The sequence below is a fragment of the Chryseobacterium sp. PCH239 genome (genome assembly GCF_018924625.1).
Lineage (GTDB): Bacteria > Bacteroidota > Bacteroidia > Flavobacteriales > Weeksellaceae > Chryseobacterium > Chryseobacterium cucumeris.
In genome coordinates this window covers 4,742,146-4,760,528 of the sequence record NZ_CP073027.1, presented here as the reverse complement: position 1 = coordinate 4,760,528, position 18,383 = coordinate 4,742,146, and the positions used below count along the sequence as shown (strand labels likewise).

Here is an 18,383-nt window from a genome sequence, read left to right as displayed (position 1 = left end):
GAAACTATTATAATCAATTATCCGAACAGCCGGAAACTCCGGTTGTTTTTTAAACCAAAATAAACAATAATCATTATGCCAGTAAACGAACAAATCACAGACGCGGTAACGCAATCCAACGTAAAAGTAGTAGCAGAATCTCCTGCAATGGCGATGGCCAACGTATATCAATCAGCGGCCCATTCTACAGGAATCCTGTTTGAAAATGCAGTGAATACTCAAAATCAGCAAAACATTGTTACGCAAGCAGCAACGACACAAGGTATTGCTCAGATCTACAGCCTGGATACTGTGGCAGATGCAGTTTCAATCGCTAAAATCCTTAATCCTTAATTGGTTTTTGCGAATAGCTTAAATACCATTACCGTAACAACCGGAAATTCCGGTTGTTTTTAACCCAAATAAACAATAATCATTATGCCAGTAAACGAACAAATCACAGACGCGGTAACGCAATCCAACGTAAAAGTAGTAGGAGAATCTCCAGCAATGGCTCTTGCCAACGTATATCAATCTGCTGCCCATTCTACAGGAATTATGTTTGAAAATGCAGTGAATGCACAAAACCAGCAGAACATCTTAGGTCAGGCAGCCACTACACAGGGTGTTATCCAGATCTACAGCCTGGATACTGTGGCAGATGCAGTGTCTATTGCTAAAATTTTACATCCTAAATTATAGTGTTTTTAGATTTCTTGTTATCAGGGAGTACATTAATGTGCTCCCTGATTCTTTTTGGATCAAACTATTTATCAAATAATACAATCTCATCCGGATCTATCACCTTATTCTGTACGGCATAAATAACAAGTCCTGCCATATTTTTCACTCCGGTTTTGATCATGAGATTGGTCTTGTGAGTTTCTACCGTTTTGGGTGAAATAAACAGAGAATCTGCAATTTCTTTGGTGCTCAACTGCTGGCAGACCAGTCTTAAAACATCTATTTCTCTTTCTGTGAGTTCATTTCTGGAAAAAGCATGAAATTCCGGAAGCTTATTGGAAAGCTGGGTTCTCATAACATTAATCTGGTCATTGGAAAAATAATGTCCGGTATGATGAACTGTCTTGATTACGGATAATAATTCTTCGAGTTCAATTTCTTTGGGTAAAAAAGCATGAGCACCCATTTTCAGCATCTGCCCCATGAATGAACGACGGTAGAAACTGGAAAGAACAATGATTTTTGTTTCGGTTTCTTTTTTGGCAAGTTCAGCCATGACTTCAAGGCCATCTCCATTGGTCATCCGAAGATCCAGAATCAGGATATCTAAAGATGCAGAATCCTGTTCTTTAAGAAAATGATATCCGCCTGTTGAGGTAAGCAACACCTGAAAGTCTCCATTATTTTCAATATAATTTTTCAAAAGCTGTACAAACAGCAGGTCATCATCTACAATTCCGATTTTAATTTTTGAGTGTTCCATGTTTATTTTTATTGTAATGCCAGACAGGCAATGAATTTTGTACCTTTTTGAGGCTGTGTCTTAAGTTTATAAATTGCTTTAATTTTTTGAGCTCTGGACTGAATATTCCTCAGCCCGATCCCTCCTGAATGTTTTTCTATGATAAATCCGCAGCCGTTATCTTCTATGGTTAGTATCAGATAATTCAGAGAGATTCTTAGGGAAACATCTACTCTGGTAGCTTCAGCATGTTTTAAAATATTGGCGATCAGTTCCTGAACAATTCTGAAAAGATTAAGTTTTACAGGATTACTGATGGCCGTCCTTATTGTCATATGACGGAAAATAACCTCTACATTTTTATTGATCTGATCAAGATAGTCTGCAATTAAATCTTCCAGTTCTATCTCATCGAGATCAGGTGGCGTAAGATTATGAGATAACTCCCGGATCAGCTGCATTGATTTTTTTAAATCATGATTAAGATCTTCCGGTCTTTTATCATTGATATTCAAACGGATAAGATTCAATTGTGAAATAATATTATCATGAAGTTCTTCTGCCAGGCGTTCCCTGTCCTGTTCCTGCCAAAGCAGCATATTATCCCGATATTCTTTTTGGGTATTTCGGACCAGCTTTGAAACCTTTTGTTTGTTTTTCTTTATACTTTTCAAATAATTAATCACCAATAACGTAACGAATAGCGTTGTTAAAAAAAACAGCCCAATACCGATCCATATCCATAGAACTATCTGATCCTGATTTTCCCAACGCCACATCCCAGATTAATAAATGCTATATAAAAAGACAATAATAAGATCCCTCTAAAAAGCCAGATAGGTGCTACCCAGCTCAGGTGATTGCTGATTAAAAAATTAAAGGTAGTGGATATGATACATTCTATAGAAAAAAACAGGAAAACAAGAATGTTCACAATAAACATATTCCTGTCTGCCCTGCCCTGCCTGATGATTTTCATAAAATAAGAGGCGGCATAGCTACAAATAATAATACTGGTGATAATATTGGAATAAAAAGTAATCCGTGTATTGTCTTGCACATATAACAGATTAGTAATCAATGCCAATATAGCATAACAATAGATCATCCATCTTAATTTAAGGGAAAGCTGGATATAATAATGATTATAAATCACGGTAAGAGTCATCAAACCAAAAAACTGACTTAATGTATAATTGTAGATATTGAGTGTATTTAATTTCATCAGCCGGTCCGTTAAGTCCGTCAGCTCCAGCATCAATTCTCCTGTGAGCAGTATAATCACAGGAAGTTTTGTCTTGATCCCTTCCTTTATCAATACAATCAGCCCGATACATAAGACCAGATTAATCATAATTTGTAAGTACAGGGATAGGCTGTTATACGAAAACACTGGTACTTTGCTTCAGAAGTTGATAATCATTAAGAGTATCAATAATCGTAAAAGGAGGCCTTGGGGTGGAATAATTTTCAGCAGTCTCGCTCATATGATTAATGGCCAGACTTTTCACTGTAATGATTTCGATATGATAAGGGAAGTTGGGATCTTTTTTTTCCAGATCATTTGTAAGTCCAAAGAAACTGGTACAGGTCTGTCCTGCGGTAATTCCAATATTTTTATAATCTGAAAACGGAATGGAAATCAATTGAAAGATATCTTCTGTTTTCTGAGCCTGCAGCCAGGAAGTCCCAAACATGTTCCATCTGAAGTTACGGTTAATGGCTGATTCAGCAGTAATGGGAGGAACATCTATCACAATATCATTGCTGCTTTCTATTTTTGATTCACTGAATTCTACTAAGAAATCTTTAACAAGAATGGTATTGAAATGAGCATCTTTATCACTTTTAGAATCAATCAGGAAAAATTTCAGCCGACCTTCATGAATTCCTACATAAGCATGAATCATTTTGAAGTCATCAGTTCCAAAATTTTTTTCCCACAGTGCAATGTCTTCACCTGAAACGCTGAAGTGAGTTCCCTGATTCAAATAATTCAAAATTTCTGCTCCATTGGTATCAATTCCGTTTTTGTAGGAATCAATAAGATGTTTCCATTTTCTGATAGCTTCAAAGATGTTTTCAGTAGTCATGATAATATTTATTTGTGAATGATAATTATTTTATGAGTTGAAATTTACAAAAAAAACAGACTGATCTATTTTTTAAATCACATTCAGGTGGAAAATAAAATATAATTTGAGAAAAAATACTTTTTCTTCTATCTCTGATAAAATTAAACCGGAAACACCACTTATCTTTGTACCGGAAATCCCTTTAAATATGTACTAACATGATTCCATTTCACGAGCTTATATTTTTTATTCTAGCCGCACTTATTTTAGTCATCAGCCCCGGTCCTAATATGATTTATCTGATTTCAAAATCTATAACGCAGGGAAAAAAATCCGGATTTATCTCATTAGCCGGAGTCGTATGTGGATTTTTATTCCATATCATCATGGTTTCATTTGGTCTTACAGCTGTTTTGCTAGCTGTTCCACTCGCGTATACCGTTCTTAAAACACTGGGAACTATCTATCTTTTATATCTTGCTTATCAGGCTATTAAACCCAAAAGCAAAAATATTTTTGATGTTGACAAAAATGTTGCTCATGATAGTCCCAAAAAGCTTTTCACCATTGGTTTTTTAACGAATGTACTGAATCCGAAAGTGGCTGTGTTTTACCTGTCTTTCTTTCCTCAGTTCATCAAACCCGAGTATGGCTCAATATTTACCCAAAGTCTGGAACTAGGGATCATTCAGGTTCTGATCAGCTTCAGCATCAACTTTATCATTGTATTAACAGCTGCAAAAGTTGCTGTATTCTTTTCCAATAATCCGGTGTGGATAAAGGTCCAGAAATGGTTTATGGCCAGCGTATTAACGTATTTAGCTATAAAAATGGCATTTTCAAAAGCAAAATAAAATCCGGAACAGGTTCTCTTTCTGTTCCGAATTCCGGTGTATATTCATATAAAATCTGACTTGAAGAAGCATCATGGTTATGCACCGCGAATTTGAGATTAAAATCCGGGATGTAAAACCGTGAAAATACGTAATTTTGCTGTTCCGTATTATCCTCATCACAAAAGGTTTAAAGATGAAACAGACCATTCCCACCTATGATTTAAATGGTATTACCCATCATCAGTTCCATATCAAAAGGATGGATAAACAGCCTTATGATTCTGGGGATATTCTTCTGGATAAAGGAATCCATCGGGACAGTCATTATATTTTCACCTGCATGGAAAGCGGGCATGTAAGAATGATGGTCGATTTTAAAACAGTTGAAGCAAGAGAATCTACTATTTTCTGCGTATTGCCGGGACAGGTACATCAGGGACTTTTAATGAAAAATGTCTGCGGATGGTTTGTGGCAGTAAAAGCAGAACTTGTTCCTGACACGGTACGTTCTTTTTTTGATGAATCTTTGGGTGAAATACAGCCTCTGTCTGTGGATAAGAACCTTGTCAAAAACCTTAATACGACAGCCGGCCTACTTCATGCCTCATATACAAACGAAATGCTTTCCACTAAAGAAGGATTTCTCATCGTTCAATCGCTGCTTAATGCTTTTCTCGGAATGTTTGCTCTGATGTATTCCCGGAAGAATATTTCTCCGGCTTCAGATGAAAACCGTGCTTTACAGCTGTCAAGAGCATTCAGAATTTTGGTTCGGAAAGATTTTAAAACCATGAAAAGTCCATCTGAATATGCTGCAGCTTTAAACATTACAAGAGGATATTTAACGGAAACGGTTCGTGAAGTCACAGGAAAGCCTGTACAACACTGGATTCACCAGGAAATTCTGATTGAAGCCAAAAGATTACTGGTCTTTACCAATCTGAGTATAAAAGAGGTAGCTTATGAACTGGGATACAGTGATCACACCTATTTCAGCCGTTTGTTTTCAAAACTGGAAGACCGGTCTCCATCAGAATTCCGGAATCAGCACCAATAAATACTCGACCACGAATAGTCCAATTAATTCCCCGAAACCGCTATGGGTATTTTCTGATTTTGCAACGTCCTTTGCAATAAAAAATCACGTATGCCAAGCCTACCAAAATGGATCAATGACACCGTAGAAAATGTCTGGTCCTCAAAATTCAAAGAATGCACCGTTAACCATATAGAACAGATCACCAATGATCTTCGACTGATACGCTTTGAAACAGAATTAGAGAATGTTCCTTATGAACCTGCCTATGCCATCGGAATAAGAATCAACGACAGGGATTTCAGGAATTATTCTCCTTTTAATTTTAACAAAGAAGCAGGAACTTTCGATGTTTTGTTTCATTTGCATGACATGTCTGCTGCAGGAAGTCATTTTGTAACCCGACTGAGAGAAGGAGATTCCATAAAGCTTTTAATGCCCAGAGGAAAACAATTCTTTACTCAAGGTGCCCGGATTCATTTTTCTCTGGGAGATGAAACATCATTGGGAAGTTCTCTTTCGATCAAGGAAGCTGTGGAGGAATCCGGTTCTTTGTTCATTTGTCTTCATGAGCTTGATGATTGTTCTGCTCTTGAAAAGCTTAATTTATATGGCTATCACTGTCCTAAAAACAATACCATGAGAATGATTGAAGCTTTGAATGATTTTCTGCGGGAAGAAAAAGAATCCATCTCTGATGATGAGGTTATTTTTTATCTCACAGGAAACGGAGAAAGAATGTCATTAATCAGAAAATTTCTTAAAGCCAGAGGCGTATCTCCAAAATGTATCAAATCACAGGCGTATTGGATTGAGGGCAAAAAAGGACTATAAAAATGGAGAAACAAACGCTTCTTCACTTTAATAATGAAACTTTATCTGATAATAAAAGATCCTATTACCAGATAAAGTTATCATTTTCCGTAACCAAAAAAATAAGGTGCAAACTATTTATGCTTCTTTCCTAATTCCTTCACTTTCCTAAGCCATTGAGTCCTCTGTTCATCTTTAGAATTTCTTATAATACCTACGTAAGTCACCTTCACCGGTTTTACCCCACAGTATTCAAGGATAGATTTTCTAAGCTGATTTACGCTTGGTCTGCCAAAAAACAGACGGTAATACCATCCCGGTTGGTCCAATGTTGTTATGATATGTGCTGTTTTACCTTTTAAAAGCTTGTCCCACCATACCGAATTTTCACGGTATTTATAAGCCATTCCCGATAAAAAAAGCCGGTCTATAAATCCTTTCATTATGGCAGGAAATCCTCCCCACCAAACCGGATGTACCCAAACGAGATGATCTGCCCACTGAATAATTTCCCAGGCTTTCAGTAAATCCGGCTCAAGCTCCATTCTTTTCTGATATCCAAACTGTAAATTGGGATTAAAGTTGAGATCCCGTATAACGATTTCCCTCACTTCTGCTCCTGCTTCTGAAGCTCCCAACCTGTAAGCTTCTGTTACCCCAAAATTGAAGGAATCTTTATTGGGATGCCCATTGATAATGGCTATTTTTTCATGATTTCACATTAATATTGATAGAATCGTAAGCATTAAGCTGTGCCATTAATGATAAAGGCTCATGCAGCTGATGGCTGAAATACACCTTGTTTTCATGAGGATTTCTCAGCAGTTCTTCGGTGTGCAGAACAGCAGATAAAGCGGTTAATTCTGCTTGTCCTTTTTCACTCTGCAAACTCAGTTTCTTTTGTCCTGAATGATCATCAACTACAATTTCAAAGACCGACTGATCTCCGTTTCCACTGGACCCAAAAATCATTTTTCTTTCTTTTAAAGACAAAATATTGTAGATTCTGAGATATTGAAATGCTCCCAGCAGCCAGGTAATGAATTTTGAATTGTAGGTCATCTTCACAGTCACATCGGAAATTCTTTCTACTTTGTTGAAAATATACAGATCCGGCACATCAAAATTATAGGCACTTCTATACCCAATTCCAAAAGAGAAATTGAAGGTTTCCGTATCAAGAAAATGCCGTATTGAAACGGGTTTGTCGTTCTTATAATGAACAAAAGGAACGGCTACATTTTCTGCCATAAAGTGAGCTGAACTTTCACCTGCAAGATCCTTTACGGAATAATAGACAAAGAGTTTTACTTCATTAATATCTCCTGAGTCTGAAAGAATATTAGCCAACCCCGGGACAATCCCGCCCATCCATCCTGAGCTGAAGACAATTCTGCTGTTGATGTCTGATTTTCTGGCAATATCATAAGCTTTCACCAAAGCCGGAGTAGGCTTGGTAATATCCAGATAATCTATTTGATGATCAATGGCAAAACGAAGTACATGATCTTCTTTATCATTCACAGAAAGAATGATGAGTTGTATTTTTTTCTCAATGATCACTTTAAAAGAGGAAGGATCTGTGACATCGATTTTCAGGTCTTTGTCTGTTTCCCCCCTTTTCTTCCTCCGATGAAAACAGTAAGATGAGGATTTCTTGATTTCAGAATACGGGAAATTGTTTTACCTACCAATCCATTTCCTCCAATTATAAGAATATTTTGCTCCATAACTTTTTTTGACAAAAGTAGAGCGCTGCTGTTTCAATAAGCAGGACAAATGTCTAAAAAGAAATTTCCTTTCTGATACGGCTCAGATGACGTTGGGTAATGCCAAGGTAGGAAGCCAGATACTGCAATGGAATGTTTTGAATATAATCAGGATGATTCTTTAATAATGTTTCATACCGCTGGCCGGCACTGTCTCTCTGGAGCTGGAAAAACCGTGTTTCAAGTTCAAGATATTCCTGCTCTGCGATAATCTTTAAAAATTTCGTCCAGCTTACACTATTTTTTACCAGTTCATCTACCGCTTCTTTTTTAAAGATAATCACCTCAGCATTGGTAATAGCCTGCATACTTTCTTTGCTGGGACAACCGGAAACAAATGACGAATAGGCGGCGATCATATGATTGGGAAACCTGAAGCAATATGTCATATCTTTTCCCTCGTCAGAAGTATAAAAAGAACGGAAAATACCAGACTTCACCAAGCCTACTTCCTTACAAAGCTCTCCTTCCTGTATGAAATAATCATTTTTATTGATAAGTCTGAACTCAGAAAACTTCAGAAATTCTTCAATTTCATCTTCTGAAAACAGATTAAAGCTTCGAAAATAGTCACGTTCCATGATATCAAATAAGTTTCAGCGAAAATAAATAAAATACTTCTTTGTAAACGCAGCATTTTCATTTTTATAAAATTCTATTTTAAGAAAGCAAAGACGGAGACTATCTCAAAAGTGAAATAATTTGGCTTTTGTCATTGACTATGTCGAATCTTCGACTTCTGACGAAGGAAAAATCTCATTAATAATCAGAATCGTGAGATTCTTCACTACATTCCTGAACTGCGTTCGCAGACTTTCAGTCTGTGTTCAGAATGATACTTTTAGACTTGGGATAGCCTCTTTTTAAAAGAAGGAATAGTCATACAAATTTCAATTGAAAACAAAAAAAATCATCTCAGGACGAGATGATCTACCGTTTTGAATTTACTTGAGTTATTTATGAAGATATGAATGATGTTTTGTTGTAACAAAGATAGGTGAACCTTATTTTTTATGCATCAGTGGAATCCCTAAAATTATATCCGTAAAAATACGGTTGTATAAAAAGAAAAGCCCTGAAGGAAATACCTTACAGGACTTTTGGATTATCTAACAATATCCAGTTTAATGTTTATCATTCAAGGTTTAAAGTGATGATTGACACCTGATTTCACCTTTGAATGTTTATTAAAGAGGGCTTACCAGTTGCAGGAACCATTCTTTAACTTCTCCATCCAGGTGTGGAGCAAGCTTTTCTTCACAAGTTTTATGGTAACCATTCAGCCATGCGATTTCACTTTCTGAAAGCATCTCTTTCACCACGGTATCTTTGAAGAACGGGCAGAATGTTAATGTTTCAAATTCATAGAATGTTCCGTGAATTGTTTTCTCTGCTTCTTTTACTGCAATCAGGTTTTCATGACGAATTCCATAGTGTCCTTCAAGATAGTATCCGGGTTCATTTGAACAAACCATTCCCGGAAGAAGTTCCTGAGGATTCAGATCTTTTCTGATGTTTTGCGGTCCTTCGTGTACATTCATAAAGCTTCCTACTCCATGTCCTGTTCCGTGGTTGAAATCTTTACCTTCCATCCATAGCGGAAGTCTTGCAATAGCATCAAGATGTACTCCTTTTGTACCTTTCGGGAATTTCACCATAGATAAACGGATCAATCCCTGTAGCACCAATGTTGAATTTCTTTTAAACTCTTCCGAAGGGGTTCCTAAGGCAAAAGTTCTCGTAATATCTGTAGTTCCTTCAAGGTACTGGCCTCCTGAATCTACCAGGATTGTGTCCGCGTTCGTTACTTCTTTGCTTCCTTCCTTTTTAGCAGAATAGTGCATGATAGCACCGTTATCTTTATATCCAACGATAGAACCAAAGCTTTCTCCGACAAAGTTTTCACCTTCTGCACGGAATCCTCTCAGTTTCTGCCCGATAGAATATTCATTCATGGCTTCTTTTCCTGCATTGTGCGTTAGCCAGTAAAGGAATTTCACCATTGCTACTCCGTCTCTTACCATTACTGTTCTGAAACCATTCAGCTCAGCTTCGTTTTTCTGAGCTTTCATCAGGTTGCCGGGAACCGGAGCTTTGATAAACTGATTGTCTGATTTTAATGTTTCAAAAATCTGTTGGTTGCTGTTCGGAGAAACCAAAACTTTTTCGTTTTTGAAAGTTTTCAGATAATTATAGAATTCTTCGTAAGGCATCATTTTTACAAAGGAATCATCCATTTGTTTTCTTGCAGCCACTTCCATCTTTTCTAATCCTGTGAACAGAACAGCATCATTTTTAGTAATCACAATGTATCCTAAGAATACCGGATTGCTTTCTACATCACTTCCTCTCAAATTCAGTGTCCATGCCACATCATCCAGACTAGAGATAATGTGTACGGTAGCTTCCTGCTCTTCCATTTTCTGACGGATTGCAGCAATTTTATCGGATACTGATTTACCAGCTCTTTCTACCGGATGAACAAAAATAGGATTAGCAGATGGAGTTCCTCTGTCTTTCCATACTTCTTTTAAAAGCGGAGCATCAGCAAGTGTAATATTTTTGGAATTGAATTTTTGAGAAAGCAGTTCCCAGTTAGCATGAGAAGCTGCAACAGCATTTACCGCCACTTTACCACCAGCTGGAATTTCTGAAATAATCCAGTCGATATAATTAGGAGTTCCTTCCATTCCATCTTTGAAAAGATCAATTCCGGAACCTTCCAGTTCAATAGCAGCTTGTGTAAAGTATCTTCCGTCTGTCCAAAGTCCACCTTTATCTTTGGTAATCACCACGAAACCGGCAGAACCTAAGAAACCTGACAGCCAGGCTCTCTCCTGCCATTCTTCAGGAAGGTATTCGCTCATATGCGGATCTGCAGAATATACTATAAATGCATCAACATTATTTTTCTGCATTTCTTCACGAAGCGCAGCAACTTTTTCCTTTGAAGTCATTCTTTTTATTTTTAACCACCGAAAGTTACAAAAAATTTGATGTAGGAAAGTAAATCTACCTGCTATTTTGCTTAATAATTCTTTATTGTTAAGGAGGTCTAAAAAAATCAAACCACTAAACATATTTAATAAAATAAATCATTTTTAAGAAAAAAAAACTACCACATTATTAAAATAATAAATTTTTGGAAGGATTATTGCTGCATTCTACTTCATGAAACAGCAAAACTATAATAACCACAGGAAATTTTATCCGCCACATCATTTTATTTATCTTCCATTGCTCATTATATTGGAGATTTTAGGAATTTATAAAATCTGGGACGACCCCGGAAATCAACTGATCTGGATATTGTTTTCTGTCGTGATTTTTTTGCTTTTTTATCTGGCATTTATGACAAGGCAGCATTATGCACTGGGACTTCAAAACCGCATGGTAGTTCTGGAATTTAAACAGCGTTATTTTGAGATCTTCAATAAAAGGTCTGATGAAACTGCTGAGAAACTGAAATTCGATCAGATTGCTGCCCTGAGATTTACCTATGATGATGAATTCAAAGAGCTTTTATACAGAGCACTGCATGAAAACATCTCAGGAGATGAAATTAAAAGGTCTATCAAAAAATGGAGAGCTGACCGGCTCCGAATCTAGTACACCCACAAAAATTGACACCTATGAAAAAATGGAGCTTTTACAGTATTACAATATTAATGTTGTTGACACTCACAAGTTGTGAAGCCGTAGAAACGATTTTTAAGGCAGGAATGTGGTGGGGAATAATCTTAGTCTGTGTGATAGTAGGAATTCTTTTACTGATTTTTTCGAAGGGTAAAAACTCTTAACCATGTTTTTATGGAGAAGAATACAGACTTGGAGATGATTTCTCACCTTAAGCCTTCAAAAATTGTTAAAATAATGAAGGATCCGGAAGCTTCTGCAAAGGCGGTACATCTCGTATATACCACCGATGCGGAAACCGCCGGAATTACCCGTAAGAAAACCGGAAAGAAATATTCCTATTATAAGGACGGAGAAAAAATAAAGGATAAAGAAGAAATTACCAGGATCAATAAACTGGTAATTCCGCCTGCGTGGGAAAATGTATGGATATGTGCTCTTGATAACGGCCATCTTCAGGCAACAGGTTTTGATGTAAAAAAAAGAAAACAGTACCGCTACCACCCTCTGTGGAGTGCTTTAAGAAATCATACAAAATTTTACAGAATGCTTCAGTTCGGGTATGCATTACCGGACATCCGTCTGCATATAGAACAGGATCTTGCCCTGAGAAATTTTGAGAAACGAAAAATCCTTGCCTTAATTGTAAGCCTTATGCAAAGAACCAATATCCGTATTGGAAATAATGTATATGAAAAATTATACGGTTCTTTTGGCCTGACCACATTAAAGGATAAACATGTAAAGGTAAAAGGACAAAAAATTTCTTTTTCTTTTAAAGGGAAGAAAGGTGTCATGCATCAAATCGACCTCAGGAGTCCAAGGCTGGCAAGGCTTATTCAGAAATGCAAGGATATTCCCGGGAAAGAACTTTTTCAATATTTTGATGATGAAGGAAACCGTCATTCTGTAGATTCAGGGATGGTGAACGACTATATCAAAGATATCAGTGGTGAAGATTTTACAGCAAAGGATTTCAGAACATGGTCCGGAACCGTAAGTGCTCTGATCGCTTTTAAAGAAATCGGATATGCGGAAAATGACACTGAATATAAAAAGAAGGTAAAAGAAGCCCTGGATATCGTGGCAGAAAACCTGGGAAATACATCGGCTGTCTGCAAAAAGTATTATGTTCATCCTTTAGTCATTAACCTTTATGAGAATAATAGTATCAAAAAATATCTTGATGAACTGGAAGTGATAGAAGAAAATGACGGAAAAGCCGATCTTACAAAAGAAGAAAGACTGGTGCTGAAGATTCTGGAAAATGAAAAGATGTAAGGGAGACCAATCAATAGTGAATGGTGAATTTGCTTCGCAGTGAATTTTTTATTCTGTACTTCAGCATCATTGACTATTCACTTACGCAGCAAAAATTGACCATTGACATTACGCAAATTCGATTCTTTATATCAGACTGAAATCCTGCTATTATTCAAAAACTGAACCCTGTATTCCTTTGGCGTAATTCCTGCAATTTTTTTGAAAAGCTGGGTAAAATGGGATGCGGTATGGAAATTCAGTTCGTAGGCAATCTCTGCAATATCTTTACTGGAGTGAAGTAATGCTTTGCTGTAATTGATATCAATCTCATTGATCCACTGTTTTGGAGATTTTTGAGTAACCCCTTTGACACACTTATTCAGATAACTTTCCGTAACGGACAGTTTATCAGCATAAAAAGCTACTCTCTTTTCCCCAACATGATATTTAAACAAAAGATCACGGAACTGAAGAGACAGTTCCATGGGACGGGTTGCAGATTTGTGATGAGTATCAGAATCTGTGCTCAGCATTTTGATGAGAATCAAATGAAGCATTGTCACAACGACATCATTCACATTGAGATTATTCAACCATAATTCCTGTTCCATTATCGGAAGAAGCTGTGTGATGGTTCCGTAGGTCAGGCTATCCAGATTAAGGAAAGGGGTCATGAAAAAGATACTGCTTTTATGTTTTGGCAGTTCCTGTTCAGACAGAATATTATTTTCATAAGCAAGGAAGAAGCCTTCAATATCGTCTGATAATTCAACAGTTGCGGTAATTGTTCCTTGCTTAATAAAGATCACGCCTCCTTTTTCCGCATGATATTCTTTATTTTCAAGATACTGTCGGATATGGCCATTGGTAACGAAAATAATAAAATTGAACGTTGTACGATACGGAATCACCGGCATCAGAATACCTTTAAGATAATTTTCTATCCGATACAGTTGTATATCAGCATTATTAGCCAATATCTTATCCGTAATATTCGGAAGAAAGAGCTTTTTATATTGAAAATTGGATAGTACTTCCATATCCTTGTTATGATTATTTAAAGTTATACAAAATATTTTAAAGCAAAGGAGGTAAGTAAAAGAGTGAAAAAGCTAAAGTGGAAAGAGTAAAGACCCCGAAACACGTATCCCGAAACCCATAATTTACTCTCTTCAACCCTTCTACTCTCAAACTCTCTCACCCTCTCACTCTACTACTCTCCCACTCTCATGTTTAGAACTTATAATACACTCCTACTCTCACTCCAAAAGGACTTCCTGGTGTATAAGTAAGATCTGTAATGGGTTCTGCTTCTCCTTTTAACTGCGTTTCTGTGGCAAACTGAGCTTCATTCCATTTTACATTGAAAAGGTTGTTCATCTGAATATTCGCTCCCCATTTCTGACGGTTATAGGAAAGCATCAAATCATTCACAAAATAGGCTTTTGTTCTGATGCTGTTATCCTCAACAGCGGGTCTTGCTCCCAGATATCTGTACTGAAGTCCCAGAGAAAAACCATTCAGGAAGTCCCAGTTGACAGATCCGGTACTGGTAACTACCGGAGCCAGTGGAACGTAGTCCTGACCTTTTTCTTCTTCGGTAAATCTGGCGTGGGAATAATTGATATCTGCATTCAGGTAAAAATTTTCCAACGGCTGGAAACGAACACCAAGATCAGCCCCAAAACGTCTTGATTTGCCCGAAGGTTCTACTACTGCATCATCTCCTACATACACAAATTCCTGCTGAAGATCCATATACCATAATGCCGGAGTAATGATCAAGGATTTGAACGGGTGTAATCTTACCCCAAAATCCGCTCCGATGGAGTACGGAAGGGTGTTTTCGTTCTTATTGGGAACTACAACCCTCAGGTCATTGGAGTGGAAACCCATTCCTGTTTTCAGGAACCACATGACATTGTCATTCTGAGCATAGGAAAAATTCAGTTTGGGACTCAGTCTTGTTGCTTCTTTCGACTGTCCGGAAGGTAATTGCTCCACATCCAGCAGATTGTGCATATTAAATATAAAATGATCCACTCTCAAAGCTGGATTGATGGTCCATTTTCCTGTCTTCCATATCAATCCTGAATAGGCATGAAGATTGGTTTCCGTTCCTGTCACATCGGATAGTCTGTCCAGCAGAAGGTCTCTGTGATAAACGTGATTAAGCTGTAAGGTATTAATATCATCATTCCTTAGTCCGATTCCTGAAGTCCAGTTTAAAGAGCTGTTGGCAAAAGAAAAAGTCTTTGTATACTTTACTTCAGCACCGTAAATATTTCTTCCGTCCGTCTGCTGAATTTCGTCTCCATGATCTTTATCCTTTAAATTAAAGGTAAAATCGGAATACAGGTTGAAATTGTATTTTGAATAAAAAGCCATCGCATCAATCTGCTCGGAAGGAGAAATAATATGCTTAAAATTCATCTGGAGGTTTGTTCTGGAAGTTTTCCCACCTTCAGTAGGATCTATACTTCCCCATCGGCCAATGATTCCTTCGTCTACAGCACGTTCCGGAATCTGTCCGGAAGCATTCCATGAAGAATTGAATGTTGAGAACTGGATATTGAAGTAATCTTTGTCAGTCAGCCATTGATTGTATTTACCGAAGATATTAACCCTGTTAAAATTCTGTTTTACATCAAAAGGTCCGTCGGTATAGTTGTATTCCGCTGCCACATACGCATTCTTTCTACCAAGATCATCATGCAGAATATTGAACATTCCCAATACTCTTTTGGAGTTGAAAGAACCTCCTTCCAGTTTAATCATACTGTTTTTCAAGCCATTGTAGGTCTGAAAATCAACATAACCAGCGGTATTAAAGTCCCCACGGTCCATGTAATAGGCTCCTTTTCCAAAATCGATATTGTTTACTGTTTCAGGAATCACAAAATGTAAATCAGAATATCCCTGACCGTGGGCGTGAGAAACAATGTTCACAGGCATTCCGTCTACATTGACGCTTACATCGGTACCATGATCCGCATCAAATCCTCTTAGAAAAAGCTGTTCTGCTTTTCCTCCTCCGGCATGCTGTGCAATAAATAATCCGGGAACTTTTCTCAACAGATCCTGCGCTGAATTGACCGGAAATTTATTCAGATCAACTTTTGTAATAGCAGACAGAAATGAACTGTGATTGATGGCTACTTCAGAAATCTGAAAGGGCTTATGCTGTAAAAAAATAACTTTATTTTTATCATCATCATTGGTCACCACCCATTTTACCTCATCGTATCCCTGACGGCTGATCACAAGGGTATCAGGAAGGGATTTTACAGAAACGGCAAATGTTCCGTCTGTTCCTGTGTGGGTATGGCTGTTTCCGTGGTCATATTTTACCAAAGCATCGGCAATGGGAAATTTGTCATCTGCATCTTTAATCAGCAACTGTTTTTCTGCTTCCTGCGCCATTACTTTTCCACTGAATGCCATAGCCAGAAATACGGCTGCTATTTTTGTTACTTTCATTTTTTAGTTTAATTATATTTTGATTTTAGAAACCAGAGGTTAGAAGTTAGAGGAATATCAATGGTGAATTTTGCTTCGCAAGTGAATTGTCAATCATTATGAAAAACCTTAAACATTGAACTGTCTCACTCTTAAACTCTAAGACTCTCCAGCTTTTTATTTTTTTGTTTTAAGAAATATTTTTTGAATCAAAAGTGTAATCCATGTTCCGGCTACAAATGGGAAAGTAAATACTCCACCCACCATATCCAGGCAGTGATTGTCTATTAAAAGATCATCAATGGCAATGGTAATGAGAACGGCGATCAATACCCATAAACCATCCGTTTTTTTGACTCCGGAAAAAACAATTGCGGAAAGCACTGCATTAAAACCAAATAATCCCATGTGGATTTCTTTGATAGGTTCGCCATTCAACTGTGATAATCCTGCACCCAAAATAGACGCTGCCAATCCATATAAAGCAGCTATCGGAGAGCTAATAAAAACAGCCAGAAAGAAAATAATCCCGGAAAGCACTCCTCCCTGAAATATCACTTCCCCAAAGCCATTGGTACAGGTAAGAAAGTCATCATATTCTGAAGGAACCACTTCACTGCTTAGCATTTCAGAAGGTGGAATATTGGTAAAATGATGGAGTACAAATACCAATATCCATGTAATAATGATAAAAGGAAAAGTAAACACCGGTATTTTCTTTTGGATAAAGAAATGCTGAATAACAGCCGCCAATGCACCGCCCAAAACTATTAAAATCCAGATCAGTATTGTTGTCTGAAACAGAAATGCCAATGCTACCCCGACAAGAGCTGCACTGAAACCATAAAGTCCCGCATTGATTTCAGATTTGTCATAATTAAGCTTCATTGCGATAAAAGTTCCGGCTGCTGTTGAAAGCAATACCGCCACTCCGCACTGCCAGCTTCCCATAAAAATTCCTATTAAAAACAGAAGTCCTGTCCATCTGTTTTCCTGGAGCATAATCTGCCCGATTCCTTTTAAAATATTGTCTAAAAAAGGCAGTTTTTTGAAAAATTCGTCCATAGTTTTTTTAATTTATTAATAATGGGGTTGTGGGTTGTTTTTCGTTGCTAGATGCGGGTTGCGAGTTACGAGTTGTGGGTTGTGGGTTGCGGGGATTAGATTAAGATAAAAGATATGAGATTGACAGTTCTTCTTTTTCAGCTTTAATTTTTTCTTCAACCTTAAAACTCTCAAACTCTCCCGCTCGAATCCCGAAACCCCAAACCCCGAAACCCGTTTACCATCCAAGAAAGACCATTCCAACTCCGCACACAGTTACTACTGCTCCACTTACTACTCCCATATATCTTTCAAGTTTTTCGGTATTGAATAATGTTGAGTAACCATAACGCCCCAAAAGAACCATCCCAAGCATGGTTAATACTGTAGTTGCTGTGAAAGAAGTTACCAGGACAACAATTTCAGACATGGAATGTTTTACTCCTGAATAAAATAATAGGGGGATCAAAGGTTCACTTGGTCCCATCACGAAAATCATGAACAGGACAAGCGGTGTTACTTTTATTCTTTTTGAGGCATTACGATTTCGCTGTGGTTATGTTCGTATACGTACACATCATCACCCATTACATCAAAATGCTTATGCGGTTTGTTTCTGATCGCCTGAATGAGGCCGTACACAAGGTAAACACCGCCAAAGATCAGCAGTGCCCATCCTGAGAAATTCCCTCTCATATCCTGAAACCAGGAGATTTTATTCAGCTGCCATCCGAGGAAAACGCCGATAAAACCTAAAATCAGAGAACTGAATACGTGTCCGAAACCGCAGACAACCGTTAATATGGCTGTTTTCATGCCGCTCCACTTCTTAGATTTTGAGATCACTATGAAAGGCAGGTAATGATCCGGTCCTGAAGCGGTGTGTATAAAACTTATTGAAACGGCGCTTACAAGAAGTGCCCAAACTGTACTATCCATTTTTTATTAATTCTGTTATTTCAGATTCTTTATTAAGTTTTGACTGAAGCCAATGGAAGATTTCTTTTTGTTAAGCGGTCTAAAGCCCGCTTCTATTGAATATGCTTC

At 37.5% G+C, this 18,383-nt stretch carries 21 protein-coding genes; 7 read left to right on the top strand and 14 right to left on the bottom strand.

Annotation, left to right across the window (positions count from 1 at the left end):
- Positions 1–75 precede the first annotated feature (75 nt).
- Entirely contained in the window at positions 76–333 is a 258-nt protein-coding gene (locus KBP46_RS21920) for a RebB family R body protein (protein WP_034697227.1), read from the top strand.
- A gap of 84 nt (positions 334–417) precedes the next feature.
- Entirely contained in the window at positions 418–681 is a 264-nt protein-coding gene (locus KBP46_RS21915; protein WP_034697228.1) for a RebB family R body protein, read from the top strand.
- 64 nt (positions 682–745) lie between these two features.
- Here KBP46_RS21915 and KBP46_RS21910 read toward each other — a convergent pair whose 3' ends face one another.
- Genes KBP46_RS21910 through KBP46_RS21895 form a run of 4 tightly spaced genes read right to left on the bottom strand, consistent with a single transcriptional unit; the run spans position 746 to position 3,498 of the window.
- Positions 746–1,426 carry a response regulator gene (locus tag KBP46_RS21910; protein WP_062674641.1) on the bottom strand — a complete coding sequence of 227 codons (681 nt, stop codon included), beginning with the start codon at positions 1,424–1,426 and terminating at the stop codon, positions 746–748.
- Positions 1,427–1,434: 8 nt separating this feature from the next.
- Positions 1,435–2,184, bottom strand: a complete 750-nt coding sequence (locus tag KBP46_RS21905) for a sensor histidine kinase (RefSeq protein WP_120231855.1) — start codon at positions 2,182–2,184, stop codon at positions 1,435–1,437.
- Positions 2,154–2,759, bottom strand: a complete 606-nt coding sequence (locus KBP46_RS21900; RefSeq protein ID WP_120231856.1) for a hypothetical protein — start codon at positions 2,757–2,759, stop codon at positions 2,154–2,156. The genes KBP46_RS21905 and KBP46_RS21900 overlap by 31 nt, the downstream gene beginning before the upstream one ends.
- 25 nt (positions 2,760–2,784) lie before the next feature.
- Positions 2,785–3,498, bottom strand: coding sequence for a hypothetical protein (locus tag KBP46_RS21895; RefSeq protein ID WP_216444167.1), 714 nt, complete (start codon positions 3,496–3,498; stop codon positions 2,785–2,787).
- Between the two features lie 200 nt (positions 3,499–3,698).
- Between KBP46_RS21895 and KBP46_RS21890 the strand changes: the two genes are divergently transcribed.
- The 3 genes from KBP46_RS21890 (at position 3,699) to KBP46_RS21880 (ending at position 6,186) form a co-directional block, all read left to right on the top strand.
- Entirely contained in the window at positions 3,699–4,334 is a 636-nt protein-coding gene (locus tag KBP46_RS21890) for a LysE family translocator (protein ID WP_062674634.1), read from the top strand.
- A gap of 175 nt (positions 4,335–4,509) precedes the next feature.
- Positions 4,510–5,373, top strand: a complete 864-nt coding sequence (locus tag KBP46_RS21885) for an AraC family transcriptional regulator (protein ID WP_120231859.1) — start codon at positions 4,510–4,512, stop codon at positions 5,371–5,373.
- A 90-nt stretch (positions 5,374–5,463) separates the two neighbouring features.
- Positions 5,464–6,186 (top strand): siderophore-interacting protein, encoded by a 723-nt coding sequence (locus KBP46_RS21880; protein WP_120231860.1) that lies wholly within the window; start codon positions 5,464–5,466, stop codon positions 6,184–6,186.
- Positions 6,187–6,299: 113 nt separating this feature from the next.
- On the opposite strand, the gene KBP46_RS21875 is transcribed toward KBP46_RS21880, so the two are convergent.
- From KBP46_RS21875 to KBP46_RS21860, 5 genes are all read right to left on the bottom strand, one after another.
- On the bottom strand, positions 6,300–6,869 hold the full coding sequence (locus tag KBP46_RS21875) for an NAD(P)H-dependent oxidoreductase (RefSeq protein WP_216445512.1): 570 nt from the start codon (positions 6,867–6,869) through the stop codon (positions 6,300–6,302).
- A 4-nt stretch (positions 6,870–6,873) separates the two neighbouring features.
- Entirely contained in the window at positions 6,874–7,728 is an 855-nt protein-coding gene (locus KBP46_RS21870) for a saccharopine dehydrogenase (RefSeq protein WP_253297108.1), read from the bottom strand.
- 32 nt (positions 7,729–7,760) lie between these two features.
- Complete coding sequence (locus tag KBP46_RS24075) at positions 7,761–7,895, bottom strand: hypothetical protein (RefSeq protein ID WP_301285817.1); 135 nt, start codon at positions 7,893–7,895, stop codon at positions 7,761–7,763.
- 53 nt (positions 7,896–7,948) lie between these two features.
- Positions 7,949–8,515 carry a Crp/Fnr family transcriptional regulator gene (locus KBP46_RS21865; RefSeq protein ID WP_120231863.1) on the bottom strand — a complete coding sequence of 189 codons (567 nt, stop codon included), beginning with the start codon at positions 8,513–8,515 and terminating at the stop codon, positions 7,949–7,951.
- Positions 8,516–9,121: 606 nt separating this feature from the next.
- Entirely contained in the window at positions 9,122–10,891 is a 1,770-nt protein-coding gene (locus KBP46_RS21860) for an aminopeptidase P family protein (RefSeq protein WP_216444166.1), read from the bottom strand.
- 214 nt (positions 10,892–11,105) lie between these two features.
- On the opposite strand from KBP46_RS21860, the gene KBP46_RS21855 reads away from it, so the two are divergent.
- On the top strand, positions 11,106–11,543 hold the full coding sequence (locus tag KBP46_RS21855) for a DUF6526 family protein (RefSeq protein WP_123279485.1): 438 nt from the start codon (positions 11,106–11,108) through the stop codon (positions 11,541–11,543).
- 201 nt (positions 11,544–11,744) lie between these two features.
- Entirely contained in the window at positions 11,745–12,851 is a 1,107-nt protein-coding gene (locus tag KBP46_RS21850; RefSeq protein WP_216444165.1) for a DNA topoisomerase IB, read from the top strand.
- Between the two features lie 131 nt (positions 12,852–12,982).
- Here the strand turns inward: KBP46_RS21850 and KBP46_RS21845 are convergent, their stop codons facing one another.
- The 5 genes from KBP46_RS21845 to KBP46_RS23935 all read right to left on the bottom strand — a co-directional run bounded on the left by KBP46_RS21845 (position 12,983) and on the right by KBP46_RS23935 (position 18,275).
- Complete coding sequence (locus tag KBP46_RS21845) at positions 12,983–13,873, bottom strand: helix-turn-helix domain-containing protein (RefSeq protein WP_062674616.1); 891 nt, start codon at positions 13,871–13,873, stop codon at positions 12,983–12,985.
- Positions 13,874–14,066: 193 nt separating this feature from the next.
- Positions 14,067–16,313, bottom strand: a complete 2,247-nt coding sequence (locus KBP46_RS21840; RefSeq protein ID WP_216444164.1) for a TonB-dependent receptor plug domain-containing protein — start codon at positions 16,311–16,313, stop codon at positions 14,067–14,069.
- A gap of 156 nt (positions 16,314–16,469) precedes the next feature.
- Positions 16,470–17,357: an urea transporter gene (locus tag KBP46_RS21835; protein WP_123279483.1), complete on the bottom strand. Its 888-nt coding sequence runs from the start codon at positions 17,355–17,357 to the stop codon at positions 16,470–16,472.
- A 217-nt stretch (positions 17,358–17,574) separates the two neighbouring features.
- Positions 17,575–17,766, bottom strand: coding sequence for a hypothetical protein (locus KBP46_RS23940; RefSeq protein ID WP_253297107.1), 192 nt, complete (start codon positions 17,764–17,766; stop codon positions 17,575–17,577).
- A 92-nt stretch (positions 17,767–17,858) separates the two neighbouring features.
- Positions 17,859–18,275 carry a hypothetical protein gene (locus KBP46_RS23935; RefSeq protein WP_253297106.1) on the bottom strand — a complete coding sequence of 139 codons (417 nt, stop codon included), beginning with the start codon at positions 18,273–18,275 and terminating at the stop codon, positions 17,859–17,861.
- Between the last annotated feature and the right edge of the window lie 108 nt (positions 18,276–18,383).